The 13794-nt window shown below is 72.2% G+C and carries 13 protein-coding genes; 8 read left to right on the top strand and 5 right to left on the bottom strand.

Annotation, left to right across the window (positions count from 1 at the left end; translation table 11 throughout):
* The first annotated feature begins 119 nt into the window (after nucleotides 1–119).
* The 3 genes from cmk (at nucleotide 120) to der (ending at nucleotide 3011) form a co-directional block, all read left to right on the top strand.
* Nucleotides 120–827, top strand: a complete 708-nt coding sequence (cmk, locus tag OG624_RS10645; RefSeq protein ID WP_030009333.1) for a (d)CMP kinase — start codon at nucleotides 120–122, stop codon at nucleotides 825–827.
* A gap of 56 nt (nucleotides 828–883) precedes the next feature.
* Nucleotides 884–1471 carry a lysophospholipid acyltransferase family protein gene (locus OG624_RS10640; RefSeq protein ID WP_202506599.1) on the top strand — a complete coding sequence of 196 codons (588 nt, stop codon included), beginning with the start codon at nucleotides 884–886 and terminating at the stop codon, nucleotides 1469–1471.
* Nucleotides 1472–1547: 76 nt separating this feature from the next.
* Nucleotides 1548–3011, top strand: coding sequence for a ribosome biogenesis GTPase Der (gene der, locus OG624_RS10635; RefSeq protein WP_033225014.1), 1464 nt, complete (start codon nucleotides 1548–1550; stop codon nucleotides 3009–3011).
* A gap of 34 nt (nucleotides 3012–3045) precedes the next feature.
* Here the strand turns inward: der and OG624_RS10630 are convergent, their stop codons facing one another.
* Both OG624_RS10630 and OG624_RS10625 read right to left on the bottom strand, forming a co-directional pair.
* On the bottom strand, nucleotides 3046–3408 hold the full coding sequence (locus tag OG624_RS10630; protein ID WP_202506592.1) for a hypothetical protein: 363 nt from the start codon (nucleotides 3406–3408) through the stop codon (nucleotides 3046–3048).
* A gap of 208 nt (nucleotides 3409–3616) precedes the next feature.
* Nucleotides 3617–4426: a hypothetical protein gene (locus tag OG624_RS10625; protein WP_033224977.1), complete on the bottom strand. Its 810-nt coding sequence runs from the start codon at nucleotides 4424–4426 to the stop codon at nucleotides 3617–3619.
* 297 nt (nucleotides 4427–4723) lie between these two features.
* Between OG624_RS10625 and OG624_RS10620 the strand changes: the two genes are divergently transcribed.
* From OG624_RS10620 to OG624_RS10610, 3 genes are all read left to right on the top strand, one after another.
* Nucleotides 4724–5440 carry a transglycosylase family protein gene (locus OG624_RS10620; protein ID WP_371639356.1) on the top strand — a complete coding sequence of 239 codons (717 nt, stop codon included), beginning with the start codon at nucleotides 4724–4726 and terminating at the stop codon, nucleotides 5438–5440.
* A gap of 110 nt (nucleotides 5441–5550) precedes the next feature.
* The gene (locus OG624_RS10615; protein ID WP_266360939.1) at nucleotides 5551–6075 is read left to right on the top strand and encodes a hypothetical protein; all 525 of its coding nucleotides are present in this window, start codon (nucleotides 5551–5553) and stop codon (nucleotides 6073–6075) included.
* Between the two features lie 85 nt (nucleotides 6076–6160).
* On the top strand, nucleotides 6161–7141 hold the full coding sequence (locus OG624_RS10610) for a helix-turn-helix transcriptional regulator (RefSeq protein ID WP_033224979.1): 981 nt from the start codon (nucleotides 6161–6163) through the stop codon (nucleotides 7139–7141).
* Between the two features lie 286 nt (nucleotides 7142–7427).
* Here OG624_RS10610 and OG624_RS10605 read toward each other — a convergent pair whose 3' ends face one another.
* Nucleotides 7428–8531 carry a phosphatase PAP2 family protein gene (locus tag OG624_RS10605; protein WP_033224981.1) on the bottom strand — a complete coding sequence of 368 codons (1104 nt, stop codon included), beginning with the start codon at nucleotides 8529–8531 and terminating at the stop codon, nucleotides 7428–7430.
* Between the two features lie 241 nt (nucleotides 8532–8772).
* A complete protein-coding gene (locus OG624_RS10600) occupies nucleotides 8773–10026 on the bottom strand; it encodes a hypothetical protein (RefSeq protein WP_371639355.1) in 1254 nt (417 codons plus the stop codon).
* Between the two features lie 178 nt (nucleotides 10027–10204).
* Between OG624_RS10600 and OG624_RS10595 the strand changes: the two genes are divergently transcribed.
* Together OG624_RS10595 and OG624_RS10590 are read left to right on the top strand one after the other, a co-directional pair.
* Nucleotides 10205–11869, top strand: a complete 1665-nt coding sequence (locus OG624_RS10595) for an MFS transporter (RefSeq protein ID WP_051763736.1) — start codon at nucleotides 10205–10207, stop codon at nucleotides 11867–11869.
* A gap of 223 nt (nucleotides 11870–12092) precedes the next feature.
* Nucleotides 12093–13265, top strand: a complete 1173-nt coding sequence (locus OG624_RS10590) for an acyl-CoA dehydrogenase family protein (protein WP_033224983.1) — start codon at nucleotides 12093–12095, stop codon at nucleotides 13263–13265.
* Nucleotides 13266–13274: 9 nt separating this feature from the next.
* On the opposite strand, the gene OG624_RS10585 is transcribed toward OG624_RS10590, so the two are convergent.
* The gene (locus tag OG624_RS10585) at nucleotides 13275–13724 is read right to left on the bottom strand and encodes a cell division protein SepF (RefSeq protein WP_371639354.1); all 450 of its coding nucleotides are present in this window, start codon (nucleotides 13722–13724) and stop codon (nucleotides 13275–13277) included.
* Nucleotides 13725–13794: the final 70 nt, after the last annotated feature.

The raw sequence follows: 13794 nt of genomic DNA, 5'->3' as shown, positions 1-13794 counted from the left end.
GCCCCCGCGGGCCCCCGGAACGCACGGCGGGGACGGGGGCCGTCCGGGGCCGGTAACCTTGGGGAGGGGCGCTTTGCCGCGCCCGGACACGTACGCGCAACCAGGAAGGTGCCCGCACCGTGGAAACCGCAGCTCCGTCCGCCGTGATCGTCGCCATCGACGGTCCCTCCGGCACGGGCAAGTCCAGCACCTCCAAGGCCGTGGCCGCCAAGCTCGGGCTGCGCTACCTGGACACCGGCGCCCAGTACCGGGCCATCACCTGGTGGATGATCACCAACGGCGTCGACACCGACGACCCGCAGGCCATCGCGATCGCCGCCGGCAAGCCCACCATCGTGTCCGGCACCGATCCGGCCGCCCCCACCATCACCGTGGACGGCCTCGACGCCGCCGGTCCCATCCGGACCCAGGAGGTCACCTCGAAGGTCAGCGCCGTCAGCGCCGTCCCCGAGGTGCGCACCCTGATCACCGACCTGCAGCGCTCCATCGCCGCCGAGGCGGCCCAGGAGGCCGACGGGATCGTCGTCGAGGGCCGGGACATCGGCACCACCGTCCTGCCCGACGCCGACCTCAAGATCTTCCTGACCGCTTCCGCCGAGGCGCGCGCCGCCCGGCGCAGCGGCGAGCTCCGCGGCAAGGAGGCCGCCGACCTCGCGGCCACCAAGGAGGCGCTGATCAAGCGGGACGCGGCCGACTCCGGCCGCAAGACCTCCCCGCTGGCCAAGGCCGACGACGCCGTCGAGGTGGACACCACCGAACTCACGCTCGACCAGGTGATCGAGTGCGTCGTGACGCTGGTGGAAGAGAAGCGGGCGGGCCGCAAGTGAGCCAAGCGCCCTCCCTCAAGGGTGCGGCGGTCGGCAGGCGCATCGGCATCGGGCTCATGTACGGGCTCTGGAAGCCGCGCGTACTGGGGGCCTGGAAGGTGCCCGCCTCGGGCCCCGTCATCCTCGCCGTGAACCACTCGCACAACATCGACGGCCCCATGGTCATGGGCACCGCGCCCCGGCCCCTGCACTTCCTGATCAAGAAGGAAGCGTACGTGGGCCCGCTCGGTCCCTTCCTGGACGGGATCGGGCAGGTCAAGGTCGACCGCGGCGGCCCCGACCGGACCGCGATAGGCCGCGCCCTCGGCGTGCTCGACAATGGAGGGGCCCTGGGGATATTTCCCGAGGGCACCCGGGGCGAGGGCGACTTCGCCTCGCTGCGCGCGGGCCTCGCGTACTTCGCGGTCCGCAGCGGCGCTCCCATCGTCCCCGTGGCCGTACTGGGCAGCGGGGACACTCCGGGGCGCGTCGTCAAGGGCCTGCCGGCCCTCAAGAGCCGGGTCGACGTCGTCTTCGGGTCGGCCTTCGACGCGGGCGACGGCAGTGGCCGCCGCACCCGTACCGCCCTGGACCAGGCCACCGTACGCATCCAGGACCGGCTGACCGCCCACCTGGCCGACGCCAAGCGCCTGACCGGGCGCTGAGCGAGACTTGAAACCAGTAGTGGAACCGCGCTGCGCGGACACCACCGACCACCACGAACGACGAGGAACGGACTTCATGAACGACCAGCACGACCACGGAGCACTTGGCGACGCCGAGTACGCGGAGTTCATGGAGCTTGCCGCGGAAGAGGGCTTCGACATCGAAGATGTCGAAGGCGCGATCGAGGAGGCCGGTCACGGCCCGCTTCCCGTCCTCGCCGTCGTCGGCCGCCCGAACGTCGGCAAGTCGACCCTGGTGAACCGCATCATCGGCCGCCGCGAGGCGGTCGTCGAGGACAAGCCCGGCGTCACCCGCGACCGCGTCACGTACGAGGCCGAATGGGCCGGCCGCCGCTTCAAGGTCGTCGACACCGGCGGCTGGGAGCAGGACGTCCTCGGCATCGACGCCTCCGTCGCCGCCCAGGCCGAGTACGCCATCGAGGCCGCCGACGCGGTCGTCTTCGTCGTCGACGCCAAGGTCGGCGCCACCGACACCGACGAGGCCGTCGTCCGGCTGCTGCGCAGGGCGGGCAAGCCCGTCGTGCTGTGCGCCAACAAGGTCGACGGCCAGAGCGGCGAGTCCGACGCGGCCTCCCTGTGGTCGCTGGGCCTCGGCCTGCCGCACCCGGTCTCCTCGCTGCACGGCCGCGGCACCGGTGACATGCTCGACGCCGTCCTGGAGGCCCTGCCCGAGGCCCCCGAGCAGACCTTCGGCGGCGCCGCCCCCGGCGGCCCGCGCCGCATCGCGCTCATCGGCCGCCCGAACGTCGGCAAGTCCTCGCTGCTCAACAAGGTGGCGAAGGAGGACCGCGTCGTCGTCAACGAGCTGGCCGGCACCACCCGCGACCCGGTCGACGAGCTGATCGAACTCGGTGGCATCACCTGGAAGTTCGTCGACACCGCCGGTATCCGCAAGAAGGTGCACCTGCAGCAGGGCGCCGACTACTACGCCTCCCTGCGCACGGCCGCCGCCGTCGAGAAGGCGGAGGTCGCGGTCATCCTGATCGACACCACCGAGAGCATCAGCGTCCAGGACCAGCGCATCATCACGATGGCCGTCGAGGCGGGCCGCGCGATCGTGGTCGCCTACAACAAGTGGGACGAGCTCGACGAGGAGCGCCGCTACTACCTCGAGCGCGAGATCGAGACCGAGATGCAGCAGGTCTCCTGGGCACCCCGGGTGAACGTCTCGGCGCTCACCGGCCGCCACATGGAGAAGCTGGTCCCGGCGATCGAGACGGCCCTGGCGGGCTGGGAGACGCGCGTCCCCACCGGCCGGCTGAACGCCTTCCTCGGTGAGGTCGTCGCCGCCCACCCGCACCCGATCCGCGGCGGCAAGCAGCCCCGCATCCTGTTCGGTACCCAGGCGGGCAGCAAGCCGCCGCGGTTCGTCCTCTTCGCCTCCGGCTTCCTGGAGCACGGCTACCGACGCTTCATCGAGCGCCGCCTGCGCGAGGAGTTCGGTTTCGAGGGCACCCCGATCCACATCTCGGTGCGGGTGCGCGAGAAGCGCGGCGCCCAGTACAAGAAGAAGAAGTAGCAGCAGGGCGAGGACTCCGGCGGACTCGGCGGGGTCAGTAGCCCCGGCGCGGAGCGGGCGGCAGGGCCGCCGGGATGTGCGTCATCCCGGTCTGGTGCTGCCGCCCGTCGGCGTATCCGGGGCTGCCCGCGTACGAGTACGCCGCCTGCGGCTGCGGGGTGTACGAGGGCTGCCAGCCGTCGACGCGCTGCCACGCGGAGCCGCTCCAACCGCTGCCGTACGACGTGCCGCTCGTGTACGAGCCTCCGTAGGAGAAGGCCGTGAAGCCGTGGTCCTCCTCGCCCGTACGGTCGCCCGGCAGCGTCCGGAAGGCGCGCAGGTACTCCGAGTACAGCGCGTCGTAGATGGGGGTGTGCGAGACGGCCGGAGCGGGGTCCCGGTCCCGTGCGGGACGCATCGCGGGGACGGTGCTCGGATAGGACGGGGCGCGGGAGGAGTCGTATGAATGCACGTACCAGCCAACGAAACCGGCGCTCTGCGGATGCGGGGTGACAGGGGAGGAAACACAGATCGCCGGGGGTGTGCGGGACGGACCGCACACCCCCGGCGCATGCCGCCCGGCCCCCTCGGCAGGGGGCTCGGCGGCCGTTTCGGGTCCGGCTGGATCAGGCGCCGGGCGTACCCGCCAGCGGCATCGCGGCGGCCACGAGCTTGCCCGCGGCGGCGGCCTTGTCGAGCGCGTCGCGCAGCAGGTCCTCACGGGGCTGCTGGCCGATGGAGCCGACCGGGGCGGCGTAGATGAGCACGCGCTGGGTCTTGTTGACGGCGGCCCGCCAGCCGTCGGTGACCGACAGCGCCTGGTGGGCCTGCCACCAGGCGACCTGACCGCCGCCGTCGTTGCCCGGCTGCAGCACGGCGTGCAGCTGGCCCGCGGCGAGCAGGACCGACCAGCCGCCGAGGACGGTGGGGACCTCGGAGGTGTCGGTGACGGGGATGAAGCCCTGCTCGATGAGGAGCGGCAGGAAGTCGTCGCCGGGGCCGTCGCTGCCGGGGCGGGCGATGGGCGCGGTCGGCTCGACGACCAGGGCGGGGTGCAGCTCCCCGGCGATCAGGATCAGGCCGCTGGTGATGCCGAGGACGGCCTGGCCGCCGGACACGTTCTGCGGGGCGGCGCCGGGGCCGCCGGCGGCGGCCGGGCTGTCGCCGGTGATGCTGCGGACGGCGCCCTGGAGCTGCTCCTCGGAGACCGAGACCACCTGCGAGGGGATGCAGGTGGCGTGGGCGAAGGCGAGGACGGCGGTCTCCTCGCCGACGAACAGCACGGTGCTGGTGCGGTCGTTCTCGGGGTCGCCCGGGGTGCGGCAGGAGGTGCAGTCGTAACTGCGCGGCGCGTCTTCGCCGACGAGCAGCCTGTCGGCTTCTTCGTCACCGATCTCGGCACGTACCTCATCACTGACGTCGAGCATGCGCGGCACGGGGTGGCTCCTCGGCATAGGTGCGGGTCCGGGAGGCTCCCGGCTCGCCGGGCTCAACGGCCGAGCGGCGGCCGGGGTCACGCCATTTGAGGGAACGGATTCGAACCTGGCCCCCGGAAGGGTGAACCGTCCGACCGGAGCTTCGCTTTCATGCCAACTGTTTTCAGCTTGTGCTCAGTTGATGCCCGGGTGTGGCCGTTTGAGGGGGGTGTCGGCGGTCGGCCGACCGGGTGGGGTGCGGTGACCTGCCGCGTGGCGGGCCGAAGGGGGCCGCACGGGGCTGCGTAGCGTGACCCGATGCCCAACCACCGGACCTGGCGGGCCGCTTCCGGCGGCGCCGTCGCCCTCGCCGCCGTGCTGGCGCTCGTACTGCCCCACGGCTCCGCGGCCGCGGCTCCGCCGCCTCCGGCGCCGGGCCCGGCCGGGGCGGCGCACCCGGGCTCGCCCGGGGTGATCGGCGACGGGCCGGGGGACTGCGGACCGGGCGGGGAGTGGCCCTGGGACTGCGTGGCCGACTGCGAGAGCGGTGGGCGGTGGGCGGTGAACACCGGCAACGGCTTCTACGGAGGGCTGCAGTTCTGGCAGCCGACGTGGGAGGAGTACGGCGGGACGGCATTCGCGCAACGGGCCGACCTGGCCACCCGCGTGCAGCAGATCCGGGTCGCGGAGGAGGTCCTCGGCTCGCAGGGCTGGAACGCGTGGCCGGTGTGCTCCAAGCGGTACGGGCTGGCCGGGCGGATGCACGCGGTGCGGGACGGCGACACGCTGGTGTCGATCGCCCGCAAGCATCGCGTACGGGGCGGGTGGCGGGCGCTGTACGAGGCGAACCGGGAGCGGATCGGGCCGAAGCCGGAGGCCCTCGTGGTGGGCATGCTGCTGGTCGTCCCCACCGCGGAAGCCGGCACCCGGCCGCCGGCTCCGTCCGGGCCGAAGCCCGCGCCGGTCACCATCCCCGCCGCGGGACCGACGGCTCCGTCGCCCTCTCCGTCGCCGGCAGGGTCGCCGCGCCCTTGACCTGGGTACACGGGGTGCACGGGTCGTCCGCGCGTTGCGTGATGCCGTGAGGGCGCAGACCCTGGAGGGAACGAGCCGAACGGCTCGCTCGGACTCCGGTGGTGAGCCAGATGTTCCAGAGCAGACACGCACCCGCACGTGCCGCGGCCTGCGCGACGGCCGCGGTCCTGCTGGCCGTACCGGCGGTGGTGGGATGGTCCTCGCCCGCCGGGGCGACAGGGTCCTCGGGCCCGCCGTCCGCCACGGTCCTGTTCCTGCCGACCGCGGACGGGCCCGCGGATCCCGCGGCGGCGAAGGAGCAGATCGAGAAGAACTGGACCGCTTTCTTCGACCCGAAGACCCCGACCGAGGAGAAGGCCGAGCTGCTGCAGCACGGTGAGCTGCTCACGGTGCTGCTGGACGGGTTCTCGGCCGGCGCCGAGGCGGCCAAGACCTCCGTCGAGGTCACCGACGTCACCTTCACCTCGCCCACCGAGGCCGAGGTGACCTACGACCTCAAGGTCGGCGGCGACACGGTACTGCCCGACAGCAAGGGGACCGTGGAGCTCGAGGACGGGGTCTGGAAGGTCTCCGTGAAGACCCTCTGCGCGCTCATCGAGCTCAGCGGCGCCGAGGCGCCACCGCTGGTCTGCTGAGGCCCGCCCGGGCGCCCGCCCGGCCGGCGGCCCGCCCCGCCCGCTCGGGGCGCGGATCGTCACGGCGCGCCGGCAGACTCTGGGGATGCTCGACACCTCCGCACGACTGCTGCGCCTGCTGTCCCTGCTGCAGGCCCACCGCGAATGGACCGGGGCCGACCTCGCCGACCGCCTCGGGGTCACCGCGCGGACGGTCCGGCGCGACGTGGACCGGCTGCGGGAGCTCGGGTATCCGGTGAACGCCAGCCCCGGGACCGGCGGCGGCTATCAGCTGGGCGCGGGCGCCGAGCTGCCGCCGCTGCTGCTGGACGACGACGAGGCCGTGGCTGTCGCCGTGGGCCTGCGCACCGCCGCCGGGAACGGGGTCGAGGGTATCGGGGAGGCCTCCGTACGAGCCCTCGCGAAGCTGGAGCAGGTACTGCCGTCGCGGCTGCGCCGTCGGGTGTCCGCGCTCAACGAGTTCACCGTACCGATGCTGCGCGGCGCCCAGCGGTCCACCGTGGACCCCTCGGTGCTGACCGAGCTGGCCTCGGTCTGCCGGGACGGCGAACGGTTGCGCTTCGGGTACCGCGACCACGAGGGAAACGTCAGCCGCCGCACCGTCGAACCGCACCGGCTGGTGTGCACCGAGCGGCGCTGGTACCTCGTCGCCTGGGACCTGGACCGGGAGGCGTGGCGGACCTTCCGCGCGGACCGGATCGAGCCCCGGCCGCCGCACGGACCGCGGTTCACCCCGCGCCCGCCGCCCGCGGAGGATCTCGCCGCGTACGTCTCCGAGGGCGTCTCGCAGCGGGTGTACGCGGCCCGCGCGTTGGTGCGGTTGAAGGTTTCGGCGCAGGAAGCGGCACAGATCATCGGGCCGAGCGACGGGGTCCTGGAACCGGTCGACGAGCGGAGCTGTCTGCTGCGCACCGGGGCGGTGAACCTGGACGTTCTGGTGATTCACGTCATGCTGCTCGGTTGTGAGTTCGAAGTGGTCGAGCCGCCCGAGCTGACGGATCGGATCAGGGCCGCGCGGGATCTCCTGGGGCGGGCCGTGGCGGCCGGAGAAGTGAAGGAAATGTAGCGGAGCTGAGGGGGATTCAACTGGTCTGGGCCAAGGGGATCATGGCAATCCCGGACAGGAATTCGGCCGTGTTCGGTGCAAATTCCAAACGGTCCGAACCCCGGGCGTGTCGCGGACCGGTAAACAATTTACGGCTGTTGATATTCTGTGACACAAGCGTGACCCGGGACGGACGAACGTCCGGGCGTGGCGCTGACGAACGGCGAAGGCGGGCCAGGTCCGAGGACCTGGCCCGCCTTCGTGCGGCGCGGGGGGAGGGGGTGCGTACCGCCCCCGCGGTGGTGCGTCAGCCGCCGGCGACCGGACGGGCCGCGGCCCCCCGGGTGGCGGCCCGTTCGGTGTGCGCCGGTCGGCGGCTGCCGACCGGGGTGACCGGGGTCCGCTCGGAGCGGATCACGTGCGGCCTGCCGGCCGGGTGCACGGCGGGCCGGGTGGTGGGGGAGTGCAGGGTGACGGCGCTCGCGGTGGTCGCGGCGACGGTGTCCCTGACGGGTTGCGGGACCGGCTCCTCGGCGCCGCCGGTGGCGCCGCCGAGGGCGACCTCGGTGGCGGGCCGCAACTGCCACTTGCCGCCCGCCGAGAGCAGCGGGGTGAGCACGGAGACGACCGGTGCGGGCATCCGTCCGGTCTCGGCGCGGCGGCGCAGCAGCTCGCGCACGTCGAAGACGTAGGCCTCGGTCCGGGCGATGAGCGGCTCGAACCAGGGGAGGGCCAGCAGGATCAGCAGACCCGCGGACCATCCCAGCAGGACGTCGCTGACCCAGTGGGTGCCGAGGTACACGGTGGTGGCGCCGACGCTCAGCGAGACGACCGCGGACACCACGGACAGCACCCGACGGGTGACCCCGGTGGACGCCAGGTAGGCCAGGATTCCCCAGGTCACCACGGCGTTGGCGGTGTGACCGGAAGGGAATATATCGCCACCGGCGAAGAGTTCGGCCGATCCGATCTCCGTGGCGTAGTGCGGGCCGAGCCGGCCGAGGCCGAGCTTCACGGACCCGACGGTGATGTTGAGCAGCAGCAGCGCCACGCCGAGGGTGATCAGCGGGCGGAGGGTGTGCTGCCGCCAGGAGCGCCAGCCGAGCCAGGCGGCGACCATGACCGCGGTGGGTCCGCGCTGGCCCAGGACGACCAGGTAGTCGAGGAACGCGTGCAGCTGCGGCCACTGCTCGTAGGGCCGGAAGAACATGATCTGCCAGTCCAGGCGGACCAGCCAGGAAGTGGTCAGGACGGCGACCACGATCGCGAGATAGAACGCGAGGGTCGATCCCAGGAGTACGACGCGGTGCCGGCTCATCTGCGGGGTTTGCAGATGAGCCGGTCGCTCTGGTTCCCGGTCCAGCCGGGCGAACACCCGCTCCAGACGGGTCAGGATTTGGTCGGTACGCACTCAATCGACGTTACCGCCCGGCGATGGTCGGCCCGGGCGAATCACGGGCTTTGTGATGACCATGTGATGTGGAGTTGGTCTCACGCGGGACTTAATTCCCGCTATTTCGACAGCGGTTGGCGGCCTCTTGATCCACTGCTCCGGCAATTGTTTCGGTCACTTATCCGGACTTTATTGCCGTGGGGACCATTTCTTTTGCTGAAAGATGGACCGGAATGATCCATTCCGTGATGTGAGGGCTCTATGGAGGACCCGAGCCGTTCAGCCAGAACGCCCCGTAGACCGCGGAGGCCAGGGCCAGCGCGCCCACCACCGAGGCCGCCCGCCCGGTCCGCCACCGCGCCAGCGCCACCGCCGGTGGCAGCAACAGCGGGAAGGCCGGCAGCAGCAGCCGGGGCTTGGAACCGAAGTACCCGGACGCGCACAGCGCCAGCGCCACGACGATCCCGCAGTACACGAGCAACGGCACCGGCTGCCGCTGCCGCACGCACTTCCCGTACAGCCAGAGCACCAGCACGACCCCCGCGATCAGCCCCACCCCGGCGAGGAACGCGGACGAAGCCAGCTTCGCCCCGACGAAGCGCGCGAACGCCCAGCCGCCGTCGAAGCCGTTGCCCCAGCCGCCCTGCACGTCCAGGTAGCCCAGCAGGCCGCCACCGGTGCGCGCACCGACCCACAGCACGTACGCCGCCGCGCCCGCCGGAGCGAGCAGCGCCCCCGCGACCGTCCGCCAGGACCGCTCCCCGCGCCGCCAGGCCAGTGCGGCGGCCACCCACACCGCCGCGACGACCGCCGCGCCGACCGGGCGGGTCAGCCCGGCACCGGCCGCGAGCAGCCCCGCCGTCAGCCACCGCCCGCGCAGGGCCGCGTGGATCGACCAGGCCGCCAGGGCGGTGAACAGCGACTCGCTGTACGCCATGGACTGCACGATCCCGACCGGAAGCGCCGCCCAGAGCGCCACCGCGAACACGCCGGCCCGGCGGCCGTGGACCAGCTCGGCCACCGCGAAGATCCCCCAGGCCGCGGCGAACCCCGCGACCACCGACACCACCAGACCCGCGGAGCCGTACGAGAGCCCGGTCGGCGCCGACACCAACCGCTCCAGCCACGGCAGCAGCGGGAAGAACGCCAGGTTCGAGTGGACGTCCCCGTTCGGGAGCAGCACCTCGTACCCGTATCCCTCGGCGGCGATACGGGCGTACCAGAGCGAGTCCCAGCGGGCCGACAGCAGCGTGTGCGGGCTGCTGCCGACCACCGCGCCCCACACCGCGAGCACGGTCAGCCCGAGCAGCCGGACCGCCGCGAAGGCGGCCAGCGCGGGCGCGGCCCGGCGAAATCCAAGATCTTCCACAGGCTTGATTATCGGTGGCGCCGACGTAGGGCCTCTCAGGGGCCGGAGCGGGGTCGACGGGCGGCTCCACGGAGAAACCACGGGACGTGAGCGCGCGTGTACACGGGGGAAGGGTGAGGGTGAGGGGAGTGGCATACGCCACACCGGGGCCGCCGCCGGGATGAGAGCTTGACCACGTGTCGGGCAGACGAACTCGCGTACGCTGACCGTTCACTCGCGTGTCGATGCCGGACCCCGTTGGACGCCGCACAGCGCACCACCCCCCGTGGCTCCAAGAGACGCTGGTCCGCCGAGCGCGAGGGATCACCTGGGAGGTACATGCATGTCGGGGACGAACGCGGCCGGGGTCCGGACCCCTTCCCCCTGGCAGCGGCTCCACGCGGCTTCCGGTGGGGCCAACCGCTGGGTCGTCCTGGCGGTGCTCTGCGTCAGCCTGGTCCTCGTCGCGCTCGACGCGACGATCCTGCACGTGGCCGTCCCCTCCGTCACCGAGGACCTGCGCCCCGGTTCGATGGAGCTGTTGTGGATCGTCGACGCCTACCCGCTGGTCTGCGCTTCGCTCCTCATCCTCTTCGGCACCCTCGGGGACCGGGTCGGCCGCCGCCGCATCCTCCTCCTCGGTTACGGGCTCTTCGGTGTGGCCTCCGCGATAGCCGCCCTCGCCGACAACGCGCAGGTGCTCATCGCCGCGCGCGCCCTGCTCGGCATCGGCGGCGCGATGATCATGCCCGCCACCCTGTCGATCCTGCGGCAGGTCTTCCCCGACCGGCGCGAGCGCGCGCTCGCCATCGGCATCTGGACCGCGGTCGCCGCCATCGGCGCGGCCAGTGGGCCGGTGCTCGGCGGCTTCCTCGTCCAGCACTTCTGGTGGGGCTCGGTCTTCCTCATCAACATCCCGCTGATGGCACTGATCCTGCCGCTCGGCCGCTGGCTGCTGCCGGAATCGCGCGGTTCCGCCGACGGGCCGTGGGACGTGCTCGGCGCGCTGATGGCCGCGGCGGGTGTGCTCGGCGCGGTGCTCGGCGTCAAGCGGCTGGGCGCCGAACGCCGACTCCTCGACGTCGAGGCGATGGTCCCGCTGCTGATCGGCGTGGTGCTGCTCGTGCTGTTCGTACGGCGGCAGAAGCGGCGGGAGCACCCGCTGATCGACATGCGGATGTTCTCGCGGGCCGCCTTCTCCACGTCGGTCGCGTGCATCGTCCTCGCCATGCTGGCCCTGGTCGGCCTGGAGCTGATCGCCGTCCAGTACCTGCAGCTCGTGCTGCACCTCAGCCCGCTGGAGACCGGTCTGCGGCTGCTGCCGCTGACCTTCGCCGCCATGGCCGCGGGCGCCACCGGGTCGTACACCCTGAGCCGGGTCGGGCCGCGCACGATGGTGTCGCTGGGCTTCGTCCTGACCGCCTTCTCCGTGCTGCTGCTGACGCTCATGGGTCAGCAGGACCGGCCGCTGCTGCTGACCATCGGCTTCATCCTGCTCGGCTTCGGGCTGCAGACCACGCTGTTCGCCGCGTACGAGTCGATGCTGAGCGAGGCCCCGGCGGCCACCGCGGGCGGCGCGGCCTCGATCGGCGAGACCTCGTACCAGCTGGGCGCGGGCATGGGCATCGCGCTGCTGGGCAGCGTGATGAACGCGGCGTACCGGCCGGGGCTCGTGGGCGTACCGGGGGTGTCGGCGGCGGATTCGGCGGGCGCGGCGAATTCTCTGGGCGAGGCCTACCAGATCGCCGCGCACCTCGGGGGGCCGGCGGGGGCGTCCCTGTACGAGGCGGCGCGGCAGTCGTTCGTGCACGGCCTGCACGTGACGTTGCTGGTCAGTGCGGGGTTGTTGGTGGCGGGGGCGGTGATGGCGCTGAAGTTGCCGCGGGTGATGGAGTGCGGGGCGGCTGCGCCGGACGAGGACGGGGAGTCGGCCGAGTCGGCCGTCGTGCGGTTGCCCGCGCAGAGCAAGAGCGAGGCGCGGCCGACCCCGGTCGAGCAGGCGGGCTGACCGCCGTTGCCGGGGGCGCCGCCCCCGGACCCCCGCGCCTCGAACGCCGGCGGGGCTGAAAGATCGCCTCAAGCGCCGGCGGGGCTGAAAAGAACCGGGGCTCCGCCCCGGACCCCGCGCCTCGAAGGCCGGTGGGGCTGGATTTGCTGGGCCTGGGCGAATAGCTTCGGGCGAGCGCGGAACTCGCGCTGCCAGGTTCTGTCTCAGGCCGCCGGGAGGCCCCGTGTCCGCGTTCCTGCCCCATGATCCGCTCGGGCTCGACGAGCTCCTCGGGCCCGAGGACCTCGCCGTCCGGGACACCGTTCGTGCCTGGGCCGCCGACCGGGTGCTGCCGAACATCGCGCAGTGGTACGAGAGCGGCGAGCTGCCCGGGATCCGCGAGCTGGCCCGGGAGCTCGGCGGCATCGGGGCGCTCGGGATGTCCCTCCAGGGCTACGGGTGTGCCGGCGCCAGCGCCGTGCAGTACGGCCTCGCTTGCCTGGAGCTGGAGGCCGCCGACTCCGGGATCCGCTCGCTCGTGTCGGTGCAGGGCTCGCTGGCCATGTACGCGATCTGGAAGTACGGCTCCGAGGAGCAGAAGCAGCGCTGGCTGCCCGGCATGGCCGCCGGCGAGCTGATCGGCTGCTTCGGCCTGACCGAGCCCGATGTGGGCTCGGACCCCGCGGCGATGCGGACCTACGCCAAGCGCGACGGCTCCGACTGGGTGCTGAACGGCCGCAAGATGTGGATCACCAACGGTTCCGTGGCGGCGGTCGCCGTGGTGTGGGCGCAGACCGACGAGGGGATCCGCGGTTTCGCGGTGCCCACCGACACCCCCGGGTTCTCCGCGCCGGAGATCAAGCACAAGTGGTCGTTGCGGGCCAGCGTCACGAGCGAGCTGGTGATGGACGACGTACGGCTGCCCGCCGACGCGGTGCTGCCGCTGGTCACCGGACTCAAGGGACCGCTGGGCTGCCTCAGCCACGCGCGGTACGGGATCATCTGGGGATCCATGGGCGCGGCGCGGGCCAGTTTCGAGTCCGCGCTCGACTACGCGAGGACGCGGGAGCAGTTCGGCAAGCCGATCGGCGGGTTCCAGCTCACCCAGGCCAAGCTGGCGGACATGGCCCTGGAGCTCCACAAGGGGATCCTGCTCGCCCACCACCTGGGCCGGCGGATGGACGCGGGCACCCTGCGGCCGGAACAGATCAGCTTCGGCAAGCTCAACAACGTCCGCGAGGCCATCGAGATCTGCCGTACCGCGCGGACCATCCTCGGCGCCAACGGGATCTCGCTCGAGTACCCCGTCATGCGGCACGCCACCAACCTCGAATCGGTCCTCACCTACGAGGGCACGGTCGAGATGCACCAGCTGGTGCTGGGCAAGGCGCTCACCGGCCTGGACGCCTTCCGGTGAGAGCCCTGCTCAGCTCTGGTTGAAGAAGTCGCGTGAGCGGCCGCCCGCCTCGCCACTGACGATCTGGGTGTCGGCCGGGGTCAGGAGGAAGACCCTGGTCGCCACCCGCTCGATCGAACCGCGCAGCCCGAAGGTCAGTCCGGCCGCGAAGTCGACGACGCGCTTCGCGTCACCCGGGTCCATCGACGACAGGTTGACGATCACCGGGACGCCGTCGCGGAACAGCTCGCCGATGCCCCGCGCGTCACGGAAACCGTCCGGGGTGACCGTCGCGATGCGACGGCCGTGCTCCACGGCCGACGCGGAGGCCACCCGCACCCGGGGGTCGGTGACCCACTGCTCGCCGGGGCCGGCCACCGAACCCTGGGGGGCCTCCGCGTAGTCGTCGTCGTAGTAGCGCTCGTCGTCGCTGTCCTCCACGAGACCCAGCCAGGCACTCGCCTTGCGCACCGAACCCATGGACTGCCTCCTTTCACCGCGGTCAGTCTGTCTTCTCTCCGCTGCCCCTATGCTCGTCCATGATGCTGAC

The sequence above is a fragment of the Streptomyces virginiae genome, assembly GCF_041432505.1.
Taxonomy (GTDB): Bacteria; Actinomycetota; Actinomycetes; order Streptomycetales; family Streptomycetaceae; genus Streptomyces; species Streptomyces virginiae_A.
Note: the sequence above shows the minus strand (reverse complement) of the source record. Positions and strands in the feature narration are given on the sequence as shown.

What these genes read in the sequence shown, in the direction of transcription:
- OG624_RS10640 (WP_202506599.1), top strand. Translation starts at nt 884, where the DNA reads ATGTACGGGCTCTGGAAGCCGCGCGTACTGGGGGCCTGGAAGGTGCCC.
- OG624_RS10615 (WP_266360939.1), top strand. Translation starts at nt 5,551, where the DNA reads ATGTTCCAGAGCAGACACGCACCCGCACGTGCCGCGGCCTGCGCGACG.
- OG624_RS10585 (WP_371639354.1), bottom strand. Translation starts at nt 13,724, where the DNA reads ATGGGTTCGGTGCGCAAGGCGAGTGCCTGGCTGGGTCTCGTGGAGGAC.
- OG624_RS10620 (WP_371639356.1), top strand. Translation starts at nt 4,724, where the DNA reads ATGCCCAACCACCGGACCTGGCGGGCCGCTTCCGGCGGCGCCGTCGCC.
- OG624_RS10595 (WP_051763736.1), top strand. Translation starts at nt 10,205, where the DNA reads ATGTCGGGGACGAACGCGGCCGGGGTCCGGACCCCTTCCCCCTGGCAG.
- OG624_RS10630 (WP_202506592.1), bottom strand. Translation starts at nt 3,408, where the DNA reads ATGCGTCCCGCACGGGACCGGGACCCCGCTCCGGCCGTCTCGCACACC.
- der (WP_033225014.1), top strand. Translation starts at nt 1,548, where the DNA reads ATGAACGACCAGCACGACCACGGAGCACTTGGCGACGCCGAGTACGCG.
- OG624_RS10610 (WP_033224979.1), top strand. Translation starts at nt 6,161, where the DNA reads ATGCTCGACACCTCCGCACGACTGCTGCGCCTGCTGTCCCTGCTGCAG.